Below are 24,179 nucleotides of genomic sequence, written 5' to 3' on the forward strand. Positions count from 1 at the left end.
GCGAATTCTCTGGCCTCGGCACCCCCTCACCCGGATCTCGCGCAGAGGCGCGAGATCCGACCTCTCCCCGTCGGGGAGAGGTGACAGACGGGTCGTCGCTACTGCGTCTTCAGCCCGGACGACATCACCACCGGGGTCCAGCGCTTCTGCTCCGCGCCGATGAACTCGGCCGTCTCGCGGCGGCCGACGCCGAGCACCGGCTCGAACCCGGCCTTCACGAGCTGCGCTCGGAACGCCTCGTCGTCCATGCATTTGCGCGTAACCGCGTCGAGCGTGTCGAGGATCGGCGCCGGTGTCGCGGCGGGCGCGAACAGGCCGAGCGCGAGCTTGGCGATCAGCTCGGGGTAGCCCGCCTCGGCGCTGGTCGGGATCTCGGGCGCGATGGCGAGGCGCTGCTCGGTCGCCACCGCGAGGATGCGCACCTTTCCGTTCCGGTGCAGCGCGACCATCTGGTCGGTGATGTTGGCGGCGAACATCGGCACCTGGCCGGCGATCAGATCCGCATAGCCGCCGGCGGCCCCCTTGTAGGGCACGTGCACGATGTCGGGCGTGCCGGCGAGCGACTTGAACAGCTCGCCCGCGAGGTTCGCCATGGTGCCCGGGCCGGCCGAGCCGTAGGAGAGCTTGTTCGGGTTCGCCTTGGCGTAGGCCGCGAGCTCCTTGAGATCCTTGGCCGGCACGGACGGGTGCACGATGATGGCCGCGACCGAGATCGCCATCGTGGCGATCGGGGCGAAATCCTTCGCCTCGTAGCCGGTCTTGTTGTTGAGCGCAGGGTTGAGGACGAGGTCGCTGGTCGAGCCGAGCAGCAGCGTGTAGCCGTCCGGCGTGCTGCGCGCCGCCATCGCGGTGCCGATGATGCCACCGCCACCGCCCTGGTTCTCGACGATGACGGAGCCGAGCGACGTCTTGACCCACTCCGCGTACTGGCGGGCGACGATGTCGAGCACGCCGCCGGCGCTGCGCGGCACGATCAGGCGGATCGGGCGATCCGGATAGCCCTGCGCGGCCGCCGGGTGGGCGGCGAGGGCCGCCCCTGCGAGCGAACCGAGCGCCAGCTTCAGCACGTCACGTCGTTGCATTCTCGTCTCCCATCGCGGCACGGCCGGGGGCCGCTGCGCTGCACCTCGATCGGCCCGTGTCGGACGGGCCGCACCCACGCTCCGAACGCCACCCGGGCTCGTCCGGGCGACACCTCGCCCCTTCGCCCTTGCAAGATCCCGGCCGCCGTCGTCGTCGTCGCGGCGGCCGGGCGAAGCTCACGTCCTCACGTCGCGCCGCCAGCGGAACAGATGCCGCTCCAGCGGTGCCAGGAGACCGATCTCGATCACCACCATCATGGCGATCTGAGCGATCGTCCAGGCGAACACCTGGTCGGTCTGAATCAGGTCGGAGGCTTGGCGGAGCCGGTAGCCGACCCCGCTCGAGGCGCCGAGCGTCTCGGCCACCAGGCTGACGCGCCAACCGAACCCGAAGGCGAGCCGCGCGCCGGAGAAGAAGTAGGGCAAGATCGACGGAACGTAGATCTTGGTCAACGTCTTCAGCCGCGAGAAGCGCAGCGTCTGGGCCAGCTCCACGTAGTCGGCGTTGACGGCCTGGGTGCCCTGCCAGACGTTGGTGATGATCAGCGGCAGCGCCGTCATCAGCACGACGAAGATCGGGGTGAGCGGCGACAGGCCGAACCACAGGATCGCGAAGATCGCCCAGATCGCCGACGACACCGTGTTCATCACCGGCAGCACCGGCTCGAAGAACGCTCCCAGCGCCCGGTTGGAGCCGAGCAGGATGCCGCCCGGCACGCCGATCACGACCGCGACCGCGAAGCCGGCGAGCACCCGCCACAGCGTGGTGAACAGGTTCGAGAACAGGTCGCCGCTCTCGGCCAGCGTCACCAGGCGCTGGGCGACGCGGGCCGGGCTCGGCAGCACGTAGGGCGGCATGGCGAGCGAGGCCGCCCACCAGATCGCGATCAGCAGCAGCAGAAGCGCGGTGCGCCGCAGCGCGAGCCCGCCGCGTCCGGTTCCGCGGGCCGCCGCGGCGGCCGTCGTTTCGCTCGGGGCTCTCACTTCTTCGCCTGCTCGTAGTAGCTGGAGACGAACAGCGAATCCGGCACCGGCTTCTCGATCGTGCCGGCGCCGCGGAACACCTCGGCCATGGTCTTGAGCGTCGTGACGTCGGCGGGCTCGAGCGAGGCGACGTAGAACTGGTCCCACAGCTTGGCGTAGGCGGTGGCGTCGCGGGCGTCGAGATTGGCGCTCTTGCGCAGGATCTCGGAGGCCTTCTCGGTCTCCTTGGCTCCGAAGCGCGTGGCCTCGATCACGGCCTTCACGTATTTTACCACGGCCTGCGGGCTCTGGCGGGCGAAGTCCTTGTGGACGATGGCGACGCCGAGGATCGGCGGGGCCGAGGTCTTGGTCATCGCCTTCCACTCGTCGACGACGTTGCCGAGGGATTTGAGCTTCACGTCGGTGACGGAGGCGAGCGTGACGGCGCGCAGCGCCGCCGCGTCGATGTCGCCCTGGGAGAGGAACTGCAGGAGCCGCCCCTCGTTGCCCGGCACGGCCGTGAAGTCGCTGCGCTTGAGGCCCTGGTTCTTCTCCAGGAGCGACGTCGTGATGGCGTACATGGCGCTGCCGGCGGGCGACATGCCGACCTTCTTGCCCTTCAGATCGGCGAGCGAGGCGATCGGCGAGCCGTCCTTGGTGACGAAGGTCGCCTCGGCGATCTGGGTCACCAGCACCACCTCCAGCGGCGCGCCTTCGCCGCCGAGCGTGAAGGCGCCGGTCGCCGGCGCCCCGAAGGCGACGTCGATCGAGTGCGTCATCAGCGCCTTGGTCGGGCCGTTGACGTCAGAGAACTTGATGTACTCCGGCACCAGGCCCTGCGCCTCGAGGAACTTGCCGGCCTCCAGCACGGCGCCGAAGCCGACGCTGAAGCCGGAGGTCCAGTAGCCGACCTTGATCTTCTCCTGCGCCGAGGCGGCGACGGGCGCGAGGGTGGCGGCGGCGACGGCCACGGCGAGGGCGAGCTTTCGCACGGACATGGTCTCTCCAGGGACGGGGGTTCGGGACCGGGGGTGGTTCTGGGACGCGACGAGGAACGGGATCAGATCACCCAATCGGCCGACATGCCGGCGATCGCGGCACGCAGCTCCGCGACCAGGGCCTGGGCCTCCGGGGTGCCCAAGCGGGGATGCGGCAGGTCGACGGCGAGCTCGGTGTGCACGCGGCCCGGCCGCGGCGAGAACATCACGATGTGATCGGCCAGGATCACGGCCTCCTCGACGTCGTGGGTGACGAACACGATCGACATGTTGCGTTCGCGATGGATGCGCAGCAACTCTGTATGCATAGTGGTGCGCGTTTGGGCATCGAGCCGCGAAAACGGCTCGTCCATGAGCAGGATGTCCGGCTCGGTGACGAGGCTGCGGGCCAGCGCGACGCGGCTGCGCATGCCGCCGGAGAGCTGATGCGGGTAGGCGGACGCGAAGTCGCCGAGGCCGACCAACGCGAGCTGGGCCTGCGCGCGCTCGCGCCACGCGCGCCGGCCGATCGGGCCGCTCTCGAGCGCGAGCCCGACATTGGCGAGCGCCGAGCGCCAGGGCAGCAGGCGATCGTCCTGGAACATGTAGCCGAGCCGCGACCAGTCGACCGCATCCGTCGTCTTGCCCGTCGTCTCGTGACCGAGCACGAGGACGCGCCCCTGATCCGGCGCGAGCAGGCCCGCCGCCATGTTCAGCAGCGTCGACTTGCCCGAGCCCGACGGGCCGAGGATCGACACGACCGAGCCGGCCGGCACGTCGAAGCTGATGTCGCGCAGCACCTCGAGCGACGCGCCGTCGGCGCGGCCGAACTGCTTCGAGACGTGGCGGAAGGCGAGCGCCTGGCGTCGATCCGGTGTCGTGGCGAGTGTCGCCGGTGAAGTCGCCGTCGAAGTCATGGCATCCATGGTGGTGACGGGGGTCAATCGAGATCCGATCTCGACCACTGGGGGCCGTATTATGCTGTTGCGGGCCGTGCACCCGAGCAAATTCTGTGCCGATCACGAGAAGATGACGCCCGGCTGCGGCAACGAGGTGCGGCAACCGGGTGAACGTCTCGGGTCGGATCGGCGGCGTCGAGCGTTCGCGAGGCGGTGCGGTACCGCCTTGCGCGACGCTCGACCGCCGCGACGCCTCGTATATAAGGCGGACGGCGCGGCCGCGGCATCAACCGCCGCGCGAGACGGTGAAAAAACGACGATGGGATCAGGAGTTCGGGGTTCCATGGAAGAATGCGCGCGTCAGCTTCCCGCCGGGGAGCAGATTTTTCTGGACCATGTCGGCCATTTCGCCGCCGACCGGGTCGCGGCCGGCGCGGCGCTCGCGCAGGCCGGGTTCGCGCCGACGCCGCCCTCCGTCCAGGTCAATCCGGCGCCGGACGGCACCGCGACACCGACCGGCACCGGTAACGTCACGGCGATGTTCTCACGCGGCTACGTGGAGGTGCTGTTCAAGACCGCCGACACGCCGCTCGGCCGTCAGCTCGACACGGCGCGTGAGCGCTACCCGGGCGTGCATCTGATCGCCTTCGCGGTCGCGGACGCGGCGGCGCATCACGAGCGCGTCGCGCAGGCCGGCATGCCGATGCAGCCGCTCGTCTCGATGCAGCGGCCGGTCGACACCGCCGACGGTCCGGACGTCGCCGCGTTCACGGTGGCCCGGCTGTCGCCCGGCGTCATGCCGGAGGGCCGCATCCAGATGCTGACGCACCATACCGAGCACACCGTCTGGCAACCGCGCTGGCTCACCCACCCGAACGGCGCCACGGCGCTGCTCGACGCCGTGATCGCGGTCGGCGACACGGCCGAGGCGGCGGCGCGCTTCTCGCGATTTCTCGGTCGTCCGGTGCGCGACACGCCGGCCGGCCCCGCGATCGCGCTCGATCGCGGTCGTGTGCAGATCACCACGCCCGACACGTTGCGCGACCTGATCGGCCGCGTGCCGCCGAGCCTGCCGTTCATCGGCGCCTATGCGCTGGTGGTGACGTCGCTCGCGGTCTTGAAGGGCGTTCTGACGCAAGCCGGCCTGTCCTTCGTCGAGCGCGACGGCGTCGTCACGGCGGCGTTCCCGGAGCCGCTGGGGCAGGGCGCCTGGGTGTTCGTCGAGGATGCGGCCGCGCTGCCGTGGCGGCGGTGAGGCTGTGTCTTGATCGCCTGACGTGACGGCTCATGTGACGTGCGGCGGCCTCACCGGCGGCCGCACGATCGTCCCTCGCGTCGATCCGACCGCCCGCGGCGGCCGAGCGGGATCGTCACCGGAGCGCCGCGCCGGCGTCGCGGATGCGGATCGCCGGGGGAGGGGGCGCAGGAGTCCCGCAGACGCTTTTGAAATCGAACGTATAGCGTTAAGCGCGCGTTAAATGCGGCGGCTTATGGTGAACCGCATCCCGAGTGTAGTCGTAGCGCGTTCGCGCGGGACCGGTCATGTCGTTGTTCTCAGTTGCGTCGTGCGCCGCGTATCGTGGCACTGCGAATCGTCGGGCCACGTTCGATCCTGCCGGGCGGAGCGGCGTCGCCGCTCCGCTCGGGCATCTCGGGGCGCGCCTGGCCGGGCTGGTCGCCGCCGCGGCTCTGATGGCCGCGCTGCTCGGCGTCGCCGTCGCCCAGAACGCGCCGATCCGCGGCGAGCTCTCGGTCTCGACCAACGACGGCTACGCCCGCCTCGTCTTCCACTTCGCCGACGACGTCGAGAGCCAGGTGCGGATGGCGAACGGCATCGTCATCATCGCCTTCCGCCAGCCCGTCGCCGTCAATGTCGAGCGCCTGACCGGCATGGCGAGCGGCTGGGTCGGTGCGGCCCGCCGCGATCCCGACGGGCGCGGCATCCGCATCGCCCTGTCGCGCGCCGCCAAGCTCAACACGCTGACGGCGGGCGAGCGCCTCTATGTCGATCTCCTGCCGGAAAACTGGAAGGGGGCGCCTCCCGGGCTGCCGCAGGAGGTGGTCGAGGAGCTCGCGCGCCGCGCCCGCGAGGCCGAGCGCAAGATCAAGAAGCAGCAGCAGCTCGTCCGCCAGAAGCAGATGCCGCTGACGCGCGTGCGCGTGTCGCACCAGCCGACCTTCTCGCGCTACGTCTTCGATCTGCCCGACCTGATTCCGGTGGCGACCTCGCGCGAGAAGGACGCGCTCGTCCTCACCTTCGACGCGCCCCTCAAGTTCGATCTCGCCGACGCCAAGGGCAACATGCCGCCGATGGTCGGCGGCGTCGACACCGAGATCCTGGAGCAGGCGACGACGGTGCGCTTCGGCTTCATCGGCAATGTCGACGTGCGCACCTTCCGCGAGGACGAGAGCTTCGTGGTCGATGTCGGGGTGGTCGACGCGCAGAAGCGGCGCGGAGCCGGCGACGTGGCCGGGCGTGCCGCCGAGCTCGCCGCCATCCTGGCCGACAGCCGCGACCGCCGGCGCGGCGCCGGGCTCGGCCTCGAGCCGCCGCAGACGACGCCGGCTCAGCCCGCGCCGACCCAACCGACGTCCGGCCCGGCGGCGACGGTCCAGCCGGCACCGGCGCCGGCATCCGCGCCGGCAGCGGCTCCGCCCGCCGCGGCACCCACGGCACCGGCGGCCGTCGCCCCTCCGCCGCCGCGTCCGCCTCTGTCGCCCGCCGCCCTGACGCCGCCGACCCCCGGTGCTCCGCCGCCGGCGCCGCGCCCGGTTCCGCAGGCCGCTGCTCCGGCTCCCGCTCCGGCACCTGCTCCGCCCGCCGCCGCGGCGGCGCCGCCGGCCGACCTCGCCGACCTGCCGGTGGCGCCGCCGGCGCCGAAGCCGGTCGCCGCTCCGGCAGCGGCTCCGGTGGCCGCCACGCCTCCCGCCGAGCCCGCAGCGCGGCCCGCCGCCCCGGCCGTGGTCGCCGCCCCGGTGCCGGTGCCCGCCGCCGAGGTCGCCGCGACGCCGCCGAAGCCCGCGACACCGCAGGTGCCCGCCGCGCCGGCGCCCGCCGCCGCGGCGGCACCGGGCGCCGAGCCGCCGCTCCCGGTCATCGACGCGCCGAAGCCGTCCGCCGATTCGACCGGTGCCGTGCAGATGCAGGTCGGACGCCAGGCCGACAACCTGATCCTCAGCTTCCCGTTCTCGGTCGCCACGCCGGCCGCGGTCTTCAATCGGGCCGATGCGCTGTGGGTCGTGTTCGACACGCGGGCCAAGCTCGACATCGCGGCGCTGGGCCGCGACCGCAGCGGCACCGTGCAGAGCGCCTCGCTGGTGGCGCTGCGCGACGGCCAGGCGCTGCGCCTGAAGCTCGAGCGACCGCGGCTCGCGACGGTGCGCATCGACGGCGCGACCGTGTCGCTCGTCGTCGGCGATCAGGTGATGGAGGCGCCGCGCCCCCTCGCGCTGGTCCGCAATCCGTCGAGCCAGAGCAAGATCACCGCGGCCGTGCCGTTCGACGACCCCCGCGCCGTGCACCGCATCGTCGATCCGGAGGCGGGCGACACCCTGGTGGTCGTCACCGCGCTGGGGCCGCCGCGCGGCTTCCTGCAGCCGCAGGACTATGTCGAGTTCGGCGTGCTGCCCTCCAGCCACGGCGTCGTCCTGCAGCCGGTCGCCGACGACCTGACCGTCGAGCTCGGCACCGACCGCATCACCATCGGGCGGCCCGGCGGTCTCGCCGTCTCGGCGAGCGACATGGTGGGACGCCGCACCGGCCTGTTCCGGCCGGCCGTGTTCGATCCGCAGCTGTGGGGCTTCGACCGCGAGGCCGAGTACGAGCCGCGCCGCAGGCTTCTGACCAACGCCGCCGCGGAGGCCCTGGAGACCCGGCGCGCCGGCGCCCGGATGGATCTCGCCCGCTTCTATCTGGCCCGCGAGATGTACGCCGAGGCCAAGGGCGTCATCGACGTCGCGCTCGCCGACGAACGGCCGGGCGCCGACGATCCGGCCGGGCTGTTCATGCGGGCGCTCGCCAACATCATGCTCGACCGCGTCCCCGAGGCGCTCAAGGATCTGTCGAACCCGATCGTCGCGAGCCACCCCGACGCCCAGATCTGGCGCGGCTTCGCGGCCGCCAAGCAGGGCAACTGGGCGGACGCGAACGAGAAGCTGCGCGCGGTCGAGTCGTCGGTCGCGACGCTGCCGCTCCAGCTGCAGCGGCTGATCCTCGCCGAGGCGGTGCGGGCCGCCGTCGAGGTGAAGAACTTCGCCGTCGCCCAGAATCTTCTGCACGCCTTCGAGACGCTCGGCATCGACAAGGACATGGAGGCGCGGATCGCGGTGCTGGCCGGCCAGGTGGCCGAGGGCCTCGGCCGCAGCGGCGACGCGCTCGCCGACTACCGGCTCGCCGTCGCGACCGTCACCGGCCCGAACGCCGCCAAGGGGCGGCTGCGCGAGACGGTGCTGCGCTATCATCTCGGCGACCTCAAGCGCACCGAGGTCATCTCCGATCTCGAGGAGCTCACCACGGTCTGGCGCGGCGACGAGACCGAGATCGAGGCGCTGCAGCTGCTCGCCCGGCTCTACACGCAGGAGGGGCGCTATCGCGACGCCTTCCACGTGATGCGCACGGCCCTGTCGGCGCATCCGAACTCCGACCTCACCCGGCGCATCCAGGAGGAGGCGGCGACGACGTTCGATTCGCTGTTCCTGGCCGGCAAGGGCGACGCCATGCCGGCCGTCGACGCGCTGGGGCTGTTCTACGACTTCCGCGAGCTCACCCCGATCGGCCGGCGCGGCGACGAGATGATCCGCCGGCTCGCCGACCGGCTGGTCTCGGTCGATCTGCTCGACCAGGCGGCCGAGCTCCTGCAGCATCAGGTCGACCATCGTCTGCAGGGCGCGGCGCGAGCCCAGGTCGCGACGCGGCTCGCCATCGTCTATCTGATGAACCGCAAGCCGGACCGTGCGCTCGCCACGCTGCGCGCGACCCAGACCACCAACATCGCGACCGAGCTGCGCAACCAGCGCCTGCTGATCGAGGGGCGGGCGCTCTCCGACGTCGGCCGGCCCGACCTCGCCATCGAGGTGATCGCCAATCTCGACGGTCGCGAGGCGCAGCGCTTGCGCGCCGACATCCTGTGGTCGGCCAAGCGGTGGCAGGCGGCGGCCGAGCAGATCGAGATGATGTACGGCGATCGCTGGCGCGACTGGCAGCCGCTCTCCGAGCCGGAGCGCGCCGACCTCCTGCGCGCGGCGATCGGCTACGCGCTCGCCGAGGACATGCTCGGCCTCGACCGCTTCCGCGAGAAATACGTGGCCAAGATGGCCGACGGGCCCGATCGTCGCGCCTTCGAGGTGGCGACCGCGCCGCGCGCCGCCAACGCGCCCGAGTTCGCCGCCGTCTCGCGCATGGTCGCGTCCACCGACACGCTCGACGCGTTCCTGCGCGAGTTGCGGGTGCGCTATCCGGAGACCGGTTCGTTCAGCGCCGATCCGCTGCCGTCGGCGCCGCCCGCCGCGACGCCGGGAGCGGCCCCCGGCAACCAGAGCCGTGCGCCGCTGGCGGACCCCGACCCGACCGCCTCGATCCGCTCGCGCAAGGTGACGGCGGTGCGCCGCTAGGCGTCGGTTCGCGACAGGCGTGCGCGGCAGACGTCGGTGCGGCGCCGTGCCGCGCTCGCCGGCTCAGCTTCCGAAGCTCTGCACCAAGCTGCCGGCGACGAGATTCCAGCCGTCGACCAGGACGAAGAAGATCAGCTTGAACGGCAGCGAGATGGTCGCCGGCGGCAGCATCATCATGCCCATCGACATCAGGACCGAGGCGACGACGAGGTCGATGATCAGGAACGGCAGGAACAACAGGAAGCCGATCTCGAAGGCGCGCTTGAGCTCGGAGATCATGAAGGCCGGCACCAGGATGCGCAGCGACACGTTCTCCGGGCTCGCCGGCGGGGCCTCGCGCGCCATGTCGAGGAACAGCTTGAGATCCTTCTCGCGCACGTTCTTGAGCATGAAGGCGCGGAACGGCTCGCTCGACCGCTCGAACGCCTGCTCGATCGAGATCTCGTTGTTGATCAGCGGCCGGATGCCGGTGTCGTAGGCGCGCTCGAAGGCCGGCCCCATCACGAAGGCGGTGAGGAACAGGGCGAGCGCGATCAGCACGCTGTTGGGCGGTGCCGTGGCGGTGCCGAGCGCGGTGCGCAGGAGCGACAGGACGACGACGATCCGGGTGAACGAGGTCACCATCACGAGGATCGACGGCGCCAGCGACAGCACCGTGATCAGCGCGATGAGCTGGAACACGCGCTCGGTCAGGGCGCCGCCCTGGCCGAGATTGAGGCTGAGATCCTGGGCGGCCGCCGGCCCGACGAACAGCGGACCGAGGAGGATCGCGCCGACGATAATCGCACCGACGAGAGGCGCACCGACGAGAGGCGCACCGACCGGCAGCGCGCGCGCCGCCGTCGCGCCGGCGCGGGCCGTTCCTGGTCCGGCCGCCATCGTCGCGAGACGAACGCGGCGGCCGCCGACGCTGCGGATCACGGCTTGCCGGGCGTGCGGCCGAGCAGATTCGCCATTTCCTCTTCGAGGCTCTCGTAGGCGGTCTTGCCGGACGGTGCGGGGTCGTGGTGGGGAGCGGGAGCCGGCTCGGCGGCCGCGGCGGGAGCCGGCGGAGCCGGGGGCTCCGGCGTCGCATGCGCCGGCTCGGGCGCGCCGTCGGGCGGCGGCGATGCCGCGTGCGGCGGCGCGGGCGGCGCCGGCTCGGCGGCCGGCGGGGGCGACGGCGGGCGGCTCGCCAGGGTGCGGCCGGCGAGCGGGGCGCGCGGCTCCAGCGGCGGGCGCAGCGCCGGGCGGGAACGGGCCGCCGGCGGCGCCGGCGCGGGCGGCGGGGCGAGGGGCTCGCCGCCGGTGGGCTCCGCCCCGGTCGGCCGGCGCAGGGCCGCCTCGAGCTGCTCGGCCATGGCGGCGAGCTGGCGGTCGCCCGCTTGCGCGTCCTCGGCCGGGGAGGCGGCCGGCACGGCCGGCGGGGCGCGCCGCGGCTCCGGCGGACGCCGCAAATCGGGGACGGGGCGACGTGTCTCGGCGGGCCTCGGCTCGGGCGCTCGCGGCTCCGGCAGCCGGGGTTCCGGCATCCGGGGCTCGGTCATGCGCGGCTCGGTCATGCGGGCCTCGGTCAAGCGGGCCTCGGTCAAGCGGGCCTCGGTCAAGCGGGCCTCGGAGCCCCGCATCTCCGGCATGCGCGCCTCCGGCATCCGCGGTTCCGGCAACCGCGGCTCGGGCATCCGCGGCTCGGGCATCCGGGTCTCCGGGGCGCGCGGCTCGCCGGTCCGCGGCTCCGGCATGCGCGGGTCGAGAATCCGCGGCTCGGGCATGCGCGGCTCGACGATCGGCGGCGGAGCGTTGCGGGCGAGCTCGGCGGCGAGCCCGGCGAGGCGGTCGACCGTCTCGCGGCGGCCCGGCTCCGCCTGCGGTTGCAGCGGCAGCTCCTCGGCGATCGGCGGGATCATGGCACCGCGAGCGGCGCGGAAAGGAGGCTCGGGCGCGACCGGCACGGCCGGCGCCCACAGGCCGTTCTCGGGAGCGGGGCGACCGGCCGGCTCCATCCGGGGCGGTGCGGCCTCGCGCATCGGGGCGGCCGGCTGGCCGCGGACGATGTTGGCCTCGACCACCACGTCGGTCGGCCCGCCCAGCATGATCAGATGCTCGACATTGTCGCGGCGGACCAGCACGAGCCGCCGCCGGCTGTCCACCGCGGTCGCCTCGATCACGCCGAGCCGGGCTTGGCGGCCGCGCGCCGAGGCGGCGCCGAGCCCGCCGGCGCCGAACCGCCGCACCAGCCACGCGACGCCGCCGATCAAGGCGAGGACGATCACGAAGGCGATGAAGAACTTCGCGGGAAGCGGCATGTCGCCGACCATGGCCGTTAATCCTTTCTCCGCTCCTCGCCGCGCGTGCCGAGCCGATTCGTCGAAGCGTTAACGATGACGGCAAAAGCTGCCGCCCCGGATGTCGACGATTCCTTAACACGAAAGCGCAGGGGAGCCCACCCGATACGCATCATCTACGGTTTTCCGGACCGGCAGAACGTGGCGATCCGATGGCGCCGCGCCGGATTAACGGGTCGTTAACCATAAGCCCGGCAATGTTTGCCGGGTGGTGGACTCAGGTGTCCTCCCGACGGCAGGCGACCATGGCGATCTCCGACATCCCGATCTTCTCGATGCTGCGCACCAAGATGCAATGGCACCAGGAGCGCCAGCGCCTGCTCGCCGAGAACGTGTCGAACGCCGACACGCCCAAGTTCAGGCCGCGCGACCTCGAGCCCCTGTCGTTCGATCGTGCGCCGCCGCCGCCGGTCCGGCTGGCCCAGACCGCCCCCGGGCACATCGCGGCCCTGCCGGGCACCACGCATTTCCGCGACAAGCCGGAGAATTTCGCGGTCCGGCCGGGCGGCAACGCCGTCCATCTCGAGGACGAGATGCTGAAGGTGGCGAGCAACCAGATGGACTACCAGGCGGCGACGCAGCTCTATTCCCGCAGCCTCGCGCTGCTCAAGGCCGCGGTCGGCAAGGGCTGATCGTGACGTCCGTGGACCGTGACGAGTGAGGTGATGCCATGGATTTCGTCAAGTCGCTCGCCATCGCGGCGTCCGGCCTGCGGGCCCAGGCCGGCCGGATGAAGGTGCTGTCGGAGAATATCGCCAACGCCGATTCGACCGCGCAGAAGCCCGGCGGCGATCCCTATCGGCGCCGCATCCCGACCTTCCGGTCCGAACTCGATCGCGAGCTCGACGCCCGCACGGTCCAGCTCGGCCCGACCCGTCCCGACCAGAGCAACTTCCGCACCAAGTACGAGCCCGGCCACCCCATGGCCGACGCCAACGGCAACGTGCGCTATCCGAACGTCAACTCGATCGTCGAGATGACCGACATGCGCGAGGCCCAGCGCTCCTACGAGGCCAACGTGAACGTGATCGGCGCGACGCGCCGGATGATCCAGCGCACGCTCGATATTCTGCGCGCCTGAACCAGAGGGGAAGACAGATGGCCATTCCGGGCATCGCCGCAAACGCCTATGCGACCACGGCCCGTCTCGGCTCGCCGGGTGCCGGACTGAGCAAGACCATCGGCGACGTCGCCGGGGGCAAGCAGGACTTCGGCGCGATGCTGCGCGACGCCGTGCAGGACATCGCCGCCGCCGGTCACAAGGCGGACGTGAACAGCCACGCGCTCGCCAACGGCAAGGCCAACATCGTCGACGTGGTCACGGCCGTCGCCGAGACCGAGACGGCGATCGCGAGCCTCGTGTCGGTGCGCGACAAGGTCATCCAGGCCTACGAAGAGATCATGCGGATGACGATCTGACCATGCGGCGGCGCACGGGGGGACGGGACGTGGTGCGGGCGGGACGCGAAGGGGGAGCGGGATGACCGGACCGGAGGTCGTCGACGTCGCGCGCGACTCGATCGTCACGCTCGTCCTGGTGGCGAGCCCGCTGATGCTGGTCGGCCTGGTGGTCGGCGTGGTCGTCTCGCTGTTCCAGGCGCTGACCCAGATTCAGGAGGCGACACTCGTCTTCGTTCCGAAGATACTCGCGATGTTCGCCGCCATGATTCTCGCGCTGCCGTTCATGGCGGATCAGCTCTACGGCCACATGATGCGGCTGGCGACGCGGATTTCGGGCGGCTGAGCCGGCCGGGGGCACGGCACCCGGCCGCGAAGGCGCCGGACAGGCACGCCCGAAACGGCACGCCCAGGAGGGGCGGGGATGCGCATCGACCTCTCGTTCCTGCCCCCCCTCGCGGTCGCCTTCATGCTCATGTTCGCCCGCACCGGCACCATGATCATGCTGCTGCCGGGGTTCGGCGAGCGCAGCGTGCCGGTGCGCATGCGGCTGACCGCGGCGCTCGTCCTCGCGGCCGTGGTGATGCCGCTCTATCGCGACGCCTACCAGATCGACCTCAAGAGCTTCGGTCCGGTGGTCCGGATGCTGTTCAGCGAGCTCGCCGTCGGCTTCCTGCTCGGCATGACGGCGCGGCTGTGCATCTCGGCCCTGCAGGTGACCGGCTCGATCGTCGCCCAGCAGCTCGGCTTCGGCTTCGTCTCGACGATCGACCCGACGCAGGGCCAGCAGGGCGTCATCGTCGCGAACTTCCTCACGCTCCTCGGCATCGTGCTGATCTTCGCCACCGACACCCACCACCTCGCGATCGCGGCGCTGGCCGACAGCTACGTGCTGTTCCGCCCCGGCGAGGTGCCGGCGACCGGCGACATGGCGGCGCTCGCCGCCAAGCTGGTCGGCGGCGCGTTCCTGATCGGCGTCCAGATCTCGGCGCCGTTCCTGGTCTTCGGCATCCTGTTCAATGTCGGGCTCGGCGTCCTGTCGCGGCTGATGCCGCAGATGCAGGTGTTCTTCGTCGCGATGCCGCTGTCGATCTTCGGCGGCCTGTTGATCTTCGCCTTCGTCATCGCCGCCATGATGGCGACGTTCCTGGGGTTCTTCGAGGGCGTGATGCACGACATCGCGCCGCGTGGCTGAGGACGACGCTCCGCCATGGCCGAAGAGCAGGACAAGTCGGACAAGACAGAAGACCCGACACAACGACGCCTCGACGAAGCCCTCAAGCGCGGCGACGTCGTCAAGAGCCAGGAGGTCTCGACCTGGTTCGTCATCGGCGGCGGCACCCTGGCGCTCACCATGTTCGCCGGCTCGTCGGGCGCGTCGCTGACCAACACCATGAAGGGGCTGATCGCCAAGTCGTGGGCGATCCCGAGCGACGGCCGCATGCTGGTGCGGCTGACCGAGACCATCACGATCGAGGTGCTGGCCGCCATCGGCCTGCCGTTTCTCGTGCTCGTCGTCGCGGCGCTCGCGGGAACCGCCATCCAGCACCGGCTCGTGTGGACGACCGAGACGCTGTCCCCGAAGCTCTCGAAAATATCCCCGATCGCGGGCTTCAAGCGGTTGTTCTCGGCGCAGGCGCTGGCCAACTTCGTGAAAGGCCTGCTCAAGCTCGCGCTGGTCGGCACCGTCCTGGTCATGCTGCTGTGGCCCGAGCGCAACCTGCTCGAGTCCCTGGTGTCGACCGATCCGACCTCGATCCTGCCGGTGTCGATGACGCTGATGCTGAAGCTGCTCGGCAGCGTCGTCGCCATCATGGCGGTGATCGCCGCCGCCGACTACCTGTTCCAGTACCAGCAGTGGTACCAGCGTCAGAAAATGTCGCTGAAGGAGATCAAGGACGAGTTCAAGGAGACCGAGGGCGACCCCAAGATCAAGGCCAAGATCCGGCAGCTCCGGGTCAGTCGGATGCGCAAGCGCATGATGGCGGCGGTGCCGGGCGCCACCGTGGTGATCACCAACCCGACCCACTACGCCGTCGCTCTCAAATACGAGCGCGGCATGAACGCGCCGGTCTGCCTCGCCAAGGGCACGGATCGCATCGCCCTCAAGATTCGCGAGGTCGCGACCGAGAACGCCGTCCCGATCGTCGAGAACCCGCCGCTCGCCCGCACCCTCTACGCGACCGTCGAGATCGATCGCGAGATCCCGCCCGAGCACTACAAGGCGGTCGCCGAGGTCGTCGGCTACGTCATGCGGCTGAAGAAGGCGTGGCGGTAGGCGGTCGCGCCTGTCGCATCCGCGGCGCCGGCCGGCCGGGCCGCGCCGGTGCATGGTTGCGGGCCTTCTCCGCACGGGTCGGCCGTCGCCGGGCGGGGCGCGGCCCGGCGCCCCCGGGCGCCCTTGTTCGAAGCTGGGGACTCGGGCACAGATTGATTCGCGCGGCCGGGCGACGGAGCCGATATCGATGACGACGCAGGACCTGAGCAGGGGAGGCGGCGCGACCGGCGGAGGCTTGGACGTGTTCCCGGGCGGCGAGCGGCGTGGAAGCATCAGGTTCGTGCTGGTCATCGCGCTCGCGCTGATCGCCGCGGCCGCCGGCCTCCTGTTCCTCGGCCGGACCGAGGCGGAGCCCTATGTGCTCGGCCTGCTCGCCCTGCTCGGCATGATCGGCGTGTTCTCGCTGCTCGCCACCGCGACCGGCATCCTGCGCTTCGCCGGCGGCGCCGAGGCGAACCCGATGTTCCGTCGGGTGCTCGACGACGCCTTCGACGGCATCGTGGTCACCGACGCCAACGGGCGGGTCGTCTACGCCAACCCGGCCTACTGTCAGCTCGTCGACGCCACGGATCTCTCCGACGTGCGGCCGGTCGAGCGGGTGTTCATCGGCGATCCCGACGTGTCGGAGGCCGTCTACCGGCTCCTCAAGGCGGCCCGGGAGGGGCGGCGCCTGCAGGAGGAGGTGCGGGTCGCGGGCGTGCCCGGCGAGCCCGCCCGCTGGCTGCAGATGCGGGTCCGGCCGCTCGGCCGCAGCGGCGCCGACGCGCGCCTCACGGTGTGGACGGTCGCCGACGTGTCGCGCGAGCGCGAGCGCCAGGAGAACGTCTTCCAGGAGCTGCAGCACGCCATCGACTATCTCGACCATGCGCCGGCGGGCTTCTTCTCGATCGACGGCGCCGGCGCCGTCGGCTACATCAACGCGACGCTGGCCGAATGGCTCGACTACGACCTCGCCGAGGTCGGCTCCGGAGGGCTGCAGCTCGAGGACATCGTGCCGGCCAACGGCGCCGCGCTGCTGACCGCCAGCGCCTCGCATCCCGGCGAGGTGAAGACCGACGTCGTCGACCTCGACCTCAAGACCCGCAGCGGCAAGAGCCTCCCGGTGCGGCTCTACCACAAGGTGGCGTTCGGGGCGGACGGCGCGCCGGGCGCGTCCCGCACCCTGGTGCTCAACCGCGCCCGCAACGAGGGCACCGATCCGCAGCGCGCCGCTGAGGTGCGGTTCATGCGGTTCTTCATCAACACCCCGATGTCGATCGCGACCGTCGACCGCGCCGGCCGCATCGCCCGCACCAACGGGCTGCTCGCCAAGCTCTTCCAGGATCTCGCCCCCGGCGACGGCCGGCCGGAGGGCCGCTCGATCCTCGACGTCGTCGCCGAGCGCGACCGGCTGGCGCTAGAGACGGCGATCGCCAAGGCGGCGCGCGGCCAGGGCGACATCCCGCCCGTCGAGGCGGCGCTGGCCGGCGCCGGCGAGCGCTGGGCGCGCTTCTGGGCGACCGCCGTCGAGGAGGAGGGCGACCAGGAGGCGGCGATCGTCTACGCGCTCGAGACCACCGAGCAGCGCGCCCTGCAGAAGCAGGTCGACCAGGCGCAGAAGATGGACTCGGTCGGCAAGCTCGCCGGCGGCATCGCGCACGACTTCAACAACGTGCTCTCGGCCATCATGATGGCCACCGACTTCCTGCTCAACGCCCACAAGCCGACCGACCCGTCCTTCCAGGACATCATGCAGATCAAGCAGAACGCCAACCGGGCGGCCGCCTTGGTGCGGCAGCTCCTGGCGTTCTCGCGTCGCCAGACACTGCGGCCGCAGGTGCTCGACCTGTCCGAGGCGCTGTCCGACATCTCGATGCTGCTGCGCCGGCTGATCGGCGAGAAGGTCGCCCTCGACGTCCGCCACGGCCGCGACCTGTGGCCCGTGAAGGCGGATCTGTCGCAGTTCGAGCAGGTGATCGTGAACCTCGCCGTGAACGCGCGCGACGCCATGCCGGACGGTGGGCGCCTCACGCTGCGCACCCGCAACGCCGGCGAGGACGAGACGCGCCGCGCCGCCCACAAGGGCATGCCGGCCGGCGAGTACGTTCTGATCGAGGTGTCGGACACCGGCTCGGGCATCCCGCCCGAGATCATCGACCGAATCTTCGAGCCGTTCTTCTCCACCAAGGAGGTCGGCAAGGGCACCGGGCTCGGCCTCTCGACGGTCTACGGCATCATCAAGCAGACCGGCGGCTACGTGTTCGTCGAGTCGGAGATGGGACGCGGCACCACGTTCCGCATCTACCTGCCGCGCCATGTGCCGACCCTGGAGGAGACCGAGGCGGCCGCCGCGTCGCTGGCGCCGGTCCAGGCGGCGACTCCCGAGCAGGCGCGCGCCGCCGACCATACCGGGCAGGGCACCATCCTGCTGGTCGAGGACGAGGAGGGCCTGCGCGGCCTCAACGCGCGCGGTCTCTCCTCGCGCGGCTACACGGTGTGCGAGGCCGGCAACGGTCAGGAGGCGATCGAGCTGATCGACGCCGGCCAGAAGGTCGATCTCGTCGTCTCCGACGTGGTGATGCCCGAGATGGACGGCCCGACGCTCCTGAAGGAGTTGCGCAAGCGCGACCCGGAGCTGAAGATCATCTTCGTCTCGGGCTATGCCGAGGAGGCGTTCGCCAAGAACCTGCCCGAGGGCGGGCAGTTCGCCTTCCTGGCCAAGCCCTTCACCCTCAAGCAGCTGGTCGCCGCCGTGAAGGAGACGATGGGCGGGTGACTGCGGCCGGAGGACGAGCGTCGCGACCCGTGGACCGGCTGGAGTGCAGCGACAGCCGGGACCGGCGTCACCGATGTCGCCGCGCTCCATCCGGACGACGACGTCAGGCCGACCGCAGATGACCGCACCGCCGCCCCGCGACGACGACGATGACGACGACGACGAGGGCGGCCGTCGCAGCACCAACATCATGCTGGTGGTCTTCTTTCTCGCCGTCGTCGCGGCCGGCTACTGGCTGGTCGAGGCGATGCTGGAGCAGCGCCGGGCCGACGATTGCGCCGCGCAAGGCCGCCGCAACTGCGGCGCCCCCGTGATCGTGCCGCCGGCGAGGTGATCGTGCCGCCGGCAGGGTGAATCTCGACTGGCACGCGATGTGCTCCGACGGACCGGCACGGTGGAGCGAGGGCGTGGCGAAGCGCAGCATGGCGAAGGACACGGAGACGAAGCCGACCAAGCGGCCGGGCGACCGGGCCGAGGCGATCTACCGGGCGCTGCGGCACGCCATCATCGAGCAGGCGCTGGAGCCCGGCGCCAAGCTGCCCGAGGACGCCATCGGCGAGCGGTTCGGGGCGAGCCGCACCATCGTGCGCCACGCGCTCGGCCGGCTCGCCGCCGAGGGGTTGGTCGAGCTGCGCCGCAACCGCGGCGCCGCGGTCGCGACGCCCGGCTGGGACCAGGCCGGCGACCTGTTCGACATCCGGCTCGGGCTCGAGCGGCTGGTCGTCAATCGGCTCGCCGGACGCCTGACGCCGGCCCAGGTCGCCGCGCTCGACGCCCATGTCGCCGAGGAGGAGGCCGCCCGCGGCACCGACGAGCGGCGCTCGATCCGCCTCGCCACCGAGTTCCACATCGTGCTGGCCGAGATGACCGGCAGTGCCGTGCTGGTCCGCTATCTCTCCGAGGTGGCGCTGCGCTGCGGCCTGATCCTCGCCCTCTACGCGCGGCCGCACTCCTCCGAATGCGCCGTGAGCGAGCACCGCGCCGTCATCGCGGCGCTGGCGAAGGGCGACGCGGCCGCCGCCGTCGCCGTGATGGACCAGCATCTCGGCGCCGTGATGGACCGCGCCCTGATCGTCCCGCGTCCGCCCAAGGAGCGCGACATCGGGGCGATCCTCGCCCCCTACGCCGAGGACGCCGCGCCGGCCGGCGCGAAGCGCGCGCGGGCTGGACGGAAGCGGTGAGGGGGGCGGCCGCGGCCCCGCACTCTGCTTCGTCATGCCCGCGCCTGTCGCGGGCATCCACGACCTTGCTGCGCCGGTCGAGTGGAAGGCGTGGATGGCCGGGACGAGCCCGGCCATGACGCCGATGGAGAGGCAGCGCGAGCTCGCCGCAGCGCGGCCTACGCCACGATCCCGTTCTTGGTCAGCAGGCGCTCGGCCGAGTCGTTCCACACGTCCATCTGGACGATCTTGCCGCCGCGGACGACGAAGCGGTCGATGTAGCGGTTGCCCTCGAACGGCGTGCCGTCCGGCCACTCGCCGTAGAGATGGCCGAGATTGTAGCAGATGGTCTCGCCGGCGCCCGGCACCACGTCGGTGCGCAGCATCCGCTTCTTCACCCATTTGTAGCGGCCGGCATTGAAGGCGGCGCTCTCGCGCGGGTGCGAGAACTGTCGCCCGCCCGTGAAGGTGATCACCAGATCGTCGGCGATGTAGGTCGCGGCCTTGACCGGATCCGGCACCATCGAGGCCTCCAGGAACGCCTCGACGATGGCGGCGGCGGCCTGCGTCTCGGACGGGCTGTCGAGCGGGGCGGGGGCGGAAGTCGCGACGGACATGGGATCCTCCGGCTGTCGTTCGAATCGATGATCGGGGCGAGGTCGGGAAGCTCGGAATGCATTTTCTCGGCCAGCCCGGCCGCGACCCGGCTCACGCGGAATCGTATGCGAATACGGTAATTATTGTATACACTTTTGCATGCGATTTGGGCGCGGCAGGAATGCTGATGCCCATCGGATGGGCGTTTCCATGAGTTCTGCGGGCGCGTTTCGGAGCGAATCCCGGAGAACGCGGCTGGCATGCGGCTTGCGAGGAGCGGGCCGGTCCACCCACCCCCGTGAGGTACGCCCATGTCCAGCAACCGCCTGTCCCGGAACCGCCTGTCCAGGATCGTCCTGCCCAGGCTGTCGTTCGCCCGCCCGACCCGGCGGCTCACCCTCGCCGGCGCGACTGCGCTCGTCGCCGGCGCGTTGGTCGGCCCGCTCGCCGGTCTGGTCGCCGCGCCGGCGCAGGCCCAGGAGACCATCAAGCTCGGTCTCGTCGCGGCGATGTCGGGGCAGTCGGCGAAGTCGGGCGAAGCGATCGTGCGCGGCCTCACGCTCGCCATCGACGAGATGAACGCGAAGGGTGGGCTCCTCGGCAAGAAGGTCGAGCTGGTGGTGCGCGACGACGAGAGCAACCCGGCCAAGGGCGTCGTGGCGGCCCGCGAGCTCGTGCAGCGCGAGAAGGTCGCGGCGTTCTTCGGCGGGCTCGACACGCCGGTGTCGATCGCCATCGTGCCGTTCGCCAACCAGTCCAAGGTGCCGTTCATGGGCGTGTGGGCGGCCGGCACGCCGATCACCAAGAACGGAGCGCCCGACAACTACGTGTTCCGCGTCTCCGCCGTCGACGAGCTGGTCGACGTCGCGCTCGTCGACTACGCCGTGAAGACATACGGCGCCAAGAAGCCGGGCATGATCCTCATCAACAACCCGTGGGGCGAGTCGAACGAGAAGGGCCTCAAGGCCGCGCTCGAGGCCAAGGGCATCCCGTTCGCCGGCGTCGAGAAGTTCGAGACCAACGACGTCGACGTGGTGCCGCAGCTCACGCGCCTGAAGCAGGCCGGCGCCGACGTGCTGTTCCTGGTCGCCAACGTGGCGCCCTCGGCCCAGGTGGTGAAGTCGCTCGACCGCATGGGCTGGTCGGTGCCGATCGTCTCCCATTGGGGGCCGGCGGGCGGCCGCTTCGGCGAACTCGCCGGCGCCAGCGCCGACAAGGTCCACTTCATCCAGACCTTCACGTTCTCGGGCAACGACGCGCCCAAGGCCACGGCCGTGCTGACGGCGCTGAAGGCCAAGTATCCGGCCGTCAAGTCGCTCGCCGACGTCACGCCGGCGGTCGGCATCGCCAACGCCTACGATGCCGCCCATCTGGTCGGCCTCGCCATCGCCAAGGCGGGCGCGACCGACGGCACCAAGATCCGCGACGCCCTCTACACGATCGACTCCTACGACGGCCTGATCAAGACCTACAAGACGCCGTTCACCAAGCAGAACCACGACGCGCTCGCGGCGTCCGACTACATCTTCACCCAGTTCAAGGGCGACGAGATCGTCCCGCTGAAGAACTGAGAACGGCCTCTGTTGCACCTCTCCCCAGCGGGGAGAGGTCGGATCTCGCGCATTGGCGCGAGATCCGGGTGAGGGGGTGCCATACTCTCCAACTGGCGCCGTAAACCCTCACCCCGGTGCGCGCTGACGCGCGCCCCGACCCTCTCCCTCAGGGAGAGGGTAAGACTGGACGTGCCGCAGTTTCTGGAGCCACACATGCTGATCACCTCCGCGATCGTCTCCGGGCTCGGGCTCGGCAGCATGTACGGGCTGATCGCGCTTGGCTTCCACGTGACCTACGTGGTGTCGAGCACGGTGAACTTCGCGCAGGGCTCGGCCATGATGCTGGGCGCCGTGCTCGGCTACGTGTTCGCCGTGAGGCTCGGCTGGCCGTGGGTGCCGGCCGCGATCCTGGCGCTGTTCCTGTGCGCCGCCTTCGGGCTCGTCATCGAGCGCGTGCTGGTGCGGCCCTTCGTCGACCGCCGCTCCGACGCCTGGCTGATGGCGACGGTCGCGGGCGGCATCGTGCTCGACAACGCCGTGCTGTTCACGTTCGGCAAGGAGCCGCGCAGCTTCCCCTCGACGCTCGCCGTCGAGCCGGTGGAGATCTTCGGCGCCGGCGTCTATCCGCTGCAGATCGTCATCCCGGTCGTCGGCCTCGGCATCGCGGTCCTGCTGCACCTCGCGCTGAGGAAGACCCGGCGTGGCAAGGCGCTGCTCGCCGTGGTGCAGAACCCCGACGCGGCGCGGCTGATGGGCATCGACGTGCGGCGCGTCGTCGCCGTCGCCTTCATGCTCTCGACCGCGCTCGCGGGTCTCGCGGGCCTCCTGATCGCGCCCCTGTTCAGCGTGCAGTCCGAGATGGGCACGCTGTTCGGCATCAAGGCCTTCGCGGTGGCGATCTTAGGGGGCATCGGCTCGGCCTGGGGCGTGATGCTGGCCGGCCTGATCTACGGGCTCACCGAGGCGCTGGTGACGGCCTATCTCGGCTCGACCTACACCCAGATCGTCGTCTTCTCGGTGGTGATCGCCGCGCTCGCCCTGATGCCCCACGGCCTCCTCGGCCGCGCCGCCGTGAGCAAGGTCTGATGACCCGTCCCCGCTCCCTGAGCTCTGGCGTGCCCTTGTCACCTCTCCCCGGCGGGGAGAGGTCGCCGCGCGCAGCGCGGCGGGTGAGCGACTGTGTTGGCTGTCAAGGGTGATCTGATGTCGGCATGGTCGTCCACCGACGTCGTCCGCGTCAAGGCGAGCGCTGGCGCGCTCCCGCTGGCGCGGCTGACGGCCTTGACACGGTCGCCCCCGGTGAACGGTTTGCGGCCGTCAGATCGACGCGCTGGCATGGGCCTGCCCTCCGTCCCACGGGCGGCCGTCGCGAACCATCGCGTCGAGGATGGTGAGGAGCTTGCGGGCGACGGCGACGAGAGCGACGAGCTTCGGCTTGCCGGCGGCGACCAGGCGGTCGCGGAACGCCTTCAGCTCCGGATTGAAGCGGGCCGCGGTCATCGCCCCCATGAACACAACCGCGCGGACGCTGCTGCGGCCGCCGCCGATGAAGCTCTTGCCCCGCCACTGGCCGGACTGGCGCGTGTCGGGGGCGAGCCCGACCAAGGCGGCGATCTGCCGCCGGTCGAGCCGACCGAGCTCGGGGAGCTCGGCGATCAGGGTGCGGGCGATGATCGGCCCGACCCCTGGGACGGAGGCGAGCAGATCCTCCTTCTCCCGCCACGCCGGCGAGCCGCGCACCGTCTCGTCGATGTCCTGGTCGAGACTGGCGAGTTCCTTCTCCAGGGCCTTCAGCAACCGCGTGATGCTCTTCTGCAGCCGCGGCGCGGTGATGCGCATGGCGCGCTGGCGCTCGGCGCCGATCATGGCGACGATCTCCCGCCGGCGGGCCACCAGGTCGGCCAGCATCCGAGTCTGGTCGTCGGGCAGAGGGCGAACCGCCGGGGCGGTCGCCTCGACGAAGTGGGCGATCACCGCCGCATCGATCGGATCGGTCTTGGCCCGCTTGCCGAGCGCCACCGCGAAGGATCGCACCTGGGCCGGGTTCACCACCACAACCGGCAGCTTCGCGGCCGCCAGGCTCGCCACCACAACCTGCTCGAAGCCGCCGGTCGCCTCCACCGCCACCAGGGCGGGGCTGAGCGGGGCGACCCGTTTGATCAGCGAATCCAGGCCGGCGGCATCGCGCGACACCTGAAACGCCTCTCCGGTCGGCCGAACCGCGACATCCAGCCGATCCTTCGACACATCGATTCCAACCGAGATCCGCTCCATCCTGTCCCGTCCTTGCAAAATCGGGCTTCGTTGCCGGCCCAAGCGACTGTTCGGGCTCGATGGAACAACGGGCGGGGGCGCTCGCTCACCCACGGGCTTGGTGTCCCTCGGGGATCTCGGCCTCCCGCCCGCCACCACGACCTCTTCCTCGGACATCAGGGTGGAGATCAAGTTACAAGGGGGGGCCGAGCCCTCCATCGGCGCCGTAAACCCTCACCCCGTGCGCGAGCAGATGCTCGCGCCCGACCCTCTCCCTCAGGGAGAGGGTCCAGCGGCCCGTCGTTACGCTTTGCGACGTCGAGGATGACG

The 24,179-nt window shown here is 71.1% G+C and carries 21 protein-coding genes; 13 read left to right on the top strand and 8 right to left on the bottom strand.

The window, feature by feature from the left end; translation table 11 throughout:
• Positions 1–98: 98 nt before the first annotated feature.
• The 4 genes from ACFSOX_RS17995 to ACFSOX_RS18010 form a co-directional block, all read right to left on the bottom strand.
• On the bottom strand, positions 99–1,082 hold the full coding sequence (locus ACFSOX_RS17995) for a Bug family tripartite tricarboxylate transporter substrate binding protein (protein ID WP_378479198.1): 984 nt from the start codon (positions 1,080–1,082) through the stop codon (positions 99–101).
• A 177-nt stretch (positions 1,083–1,259) separates the two neighbouring features.
• Positions 1,260–2,066 carry an ABC transporter permease gene (locus tag ACFSOX_RS18000; protein WP_378479199.1) on the bottom strand — a complete coding sequence of 269 codons (807 nt, stop codon included), beginning with the start codon at positions 2,064–2,066 and terminating at the stop codon, positions 1,260–1,262.
• Entirely contained in the window at positions 2,063–3,043 is a 981-nt protein-coding gene (locus ACFSOX_RS18005) for an ABC transporter substrate-binding protein (RefSeq protein WP_378479200.1), read from the bottom strand. The genes ACFSOX_RS18000 and ACFSOX_RS18005 overlap by 4 nt, the downstream gene beginning before the upstream one ends.
• Positions 3,044–3,105: 62 nt before the next feature.
• The gene (locus tag ACFSOX_RS18010; RefSeq protein ID WP_378479201.1) at positions 3,106–3,966 is read right to left on the bottom strand and encodes an ABC transporter ATP-binding protein; all 861 of its coding nucleotides are present in this window, start codon (positions 3,964–3,966) and stop codon (positions 3,106–3,108) included.
• Positions 3,967–4,264: 298 nt separating this feature from the next.
• On the opposite strand from ACFSOX_RS18010, the gene ACFSOX_RS18015 reads away from it, so the two are divergent.
• Both ACFSOX_RS18015 and ACFSOX_RS18020 read left to right on the top strand, forming a co-directional pair.
• Positions 4,265–5,176 carry a VOC family protein gene (locus ACFSOX_RS18015; protein ID WP_378479202.1) on the top strand — a complete coding sequence of 304 codons (912 nt, stop codon included), beginning with the start codon at positions 4,265–4,267 and terminating at the stop codon, positions 5,174–5,176.
• Between the two features lie 437 nt (positions 5,177–5,613).
• On the top strand, positions 5,614–9,531 hold the full coding sequence (locus ACFSOX_RS18020) for a tetratricopeptide repeat protein (protein ID WP_378479203.1): 3,918 nt from the start codon (positions 5,614–5,616) through the stop codon (positions 9,529–9,531).
• 63 nt (positions 9,532–9,594) lie between these two features.
• Here ACFSOX_RS18020 and fliP read toward each other — a convergent pair whose 3' ends face one another.
• Entirely contained in the window at positions 9,595–10,452 is an 858-nt protein-coding gene (gene fliP, locus ACFSOX_RS18025) for a flagellar type III secretion system pore protein FliP (RefSeq protein WP_378479204.1), read from the bottom strand.
• The gene (locus ACFSOX_RS18030) at positions 10,449–11,816 is read right to left on the bottom strand and encodes a flagellar biosynthetic protein FliO (RefSeq protein WP_378479205.1); all 1,368 of its coding nucleotides are present in this window, start codon (positions 11,814–11,816) and stop codon (positions 10,449–10,451) included. The genes fliP and ACFSOX_RS18030 overlap by 4 nt, the downstream gene beginning before the upstream one ends.
• Before the next feature lie 284 nt (positions 11,817–12,100).
• Here ACFSOX_RS18030 and flgB point away from each other — a divergent pair, with 284 nt between their 5' ends.
• The 9 genes from flgB (at position 12,101) to ACFSOX_RS18075 (ending at position 19,467) form a co-directional block, all read left to right on the top strand.
• Positions 12,101–12,487: a flagellar basal body rod protein FlgB gene (gene flgB / locus ACFSOX_RS18035; protein ID WP_378479261.1), complete on the top strand. Its 387-nt coding sequence runs from the start codon at positions 12,101–12,103 to the stop codon at positions 12,485–12,487.
• Between the two features lie 38 nt (positions 12,488–12,525).
• Positions 12,526–12,936 carry a flagellar basal body rod protein FlgC gene (gene flgC, locus ACFSOX_RS18040; protein WP_378479206.1) on the top strand — a complete coding sequence of 137 codons (411 nt, stop codon included), beginning with the start codon at positions 12,526–12,528 and terminating at the stop codon, positions 12,934–12,936.
• A gap of 17 nt (positions 12,937–12,953) precedes the next feature.
• Positions 12,954–13,274, top strand: coding sequence for a flagellar hook-basal body complex protein FliE (gene fliE, locus ACFSOX_RS18045; protein ID WP_378479207.1), 321 nt, complete (start codon positions 12,954–12,956; stop codon positions 13,272–13,274).
• 61 nt (positions 13,275–13,335) lie between these two features.
• Positions 13,336–13,599 (top strand): flagellar biosynthesis protein FliQ, encoded by a 264-nt coding sequence (fliQ, locus tag ACFSOX_RS18050; protein WP_378479208.1) that lies wholly within the window; start codon positions 13,336–13,338, stop codon positions 13,597–13,599.
• Positions 13,600–13,677: 78 nt separating this feature from the next.
• Complete coding sequence (fliR, locus tag ACFSOX_RS18055) at positions 13,678–14,448, top strand: flagellar biosynthetic protein FliR (RefSeq protein ID WP_378479209.1); 771 nt, start codon at positions 13,678–13,680, stop codon at positions 14,446–14,448.
• A gap of 15 nt (positions 14,449–14,463) precedes the next feature.
• Positions 14,464–15,531, top strand: a complete 1,068-nt coding sequence (gene flhB, locus ACFSOX_RS18060) for a flagellar biosynthesis protein FlhB (protein WP_378479210.1) — start codon at positions 14,464–14,466, stop codon at positions 15,529–15,531.
• Positions 15,532–15,718: 187 nt separating this feature from the next.
• A complete protein-coding gene (gene cckA / locus ACFSOX_RS18065) occupies positions 15,719–18,286 on the top strand; it encodes a cell cycle histidine kinase CckA (protein ID WP_378479211.1) in 2,568 nt (855 codons plus the stop codon).
• A 118-nt stretch (positions 18,287–18,404) separates the two neighbouring features.
• Positions 18,405–18,620 (top strand): hypothetical protein, encoded by a 216-nt coding sequence (locus tag ACFSOX_RS18070; protein ID WP_378479212.1) that lies wholly within the window; start codon positions 18,405–18,407, stop codon positions 18,618–18,620.
• Positions 18,621–18,708: 88 nt separating this feature from the next.
• Positions 18,709–19,467, top strand: a complete 759-nt coding sequence (locus ACFSOX_RS18075; RefSeq protein ID WP_378479262.1) for a GntR family transcriptional regulator — start codon at positions 18,709–18,711, stop codon at positions 19,465–19,467.
• Between the two features lie 158 nt (positions 19,468–19,625).
• Here ACFSOX_RS18075 and ACFSOX_RS18080 read toward each other — a convergent pair whose 3' ends face one another.
• On the bottom strand, positions 19,626–20,063 hold the full coding sequence (locus tag ACFSOX_RS18080; RefSeq protein ID WP_378479213.1) for a nuclear transport factor 2-like protein: 438 nt from the start codon (positions 20,061–20,063) through the stop codon (positions 19,626–19,628).
• A gap of 291 nt (positions 20,064–20,354) precedes the next feature.
• Between ACFSOX_RS18080 and ACFSOX_RS18085 the strand changes: the two genes are divergently transcribed.
• The gene (locus ACFSOX_RS18085) at positions 20,355–21,614 is read left to right on the top strand and encodes an ABC transporter substrate-binding protein (RefSeq protein ID WP_378479214.1); all 1,260 of its coding nucleotides are present in this window, start codon (positions 20,355–20,357) and stop codon (positions 21,612–21,614) included.
• Positions 21,615–21,809: 195 nt separating this feature from the next.
• On the top strand, positions 21,810–22,682 hold the full coding sequence (locus ACFSOX_RS18090; protein WP_378479215.1) for a branched-chain amino acid ABC transporter permease: 873 nt from the start codon (positions 21,810–21,812) through the stop codon (positions 22,680–22,682).
• Positions 22,683–22,913: 231 nt separating this feature from the next.
• Here ACFSOX_RS18090 and ACFSOX_RS18095 read toward each other — a convergent pair whose 3' ends face one another.
• A complete protein-coding gene (locus ACFSOX_RS18095) occupies positions 22,914–23,870 on the bottom strand; it encodes an IS110 family RNA-guided transposase (protein WP_378479263.1) in 957 nt (318 codons plus the stop codon).
• Positions 23,871–24,179 lie beyond the last annotated feature (309 nt).

The organism is Rhodoplanes azumiensis, assembly GCF_042682915.1.
Classification (GTDB): domain Bacteria; phylum Pseudomonadota; class Alphaproteobacteria; order Rhizobiales; family Xanthobacteraceae; genus Rhodoplanes; species Rhodoplanes azumiensis.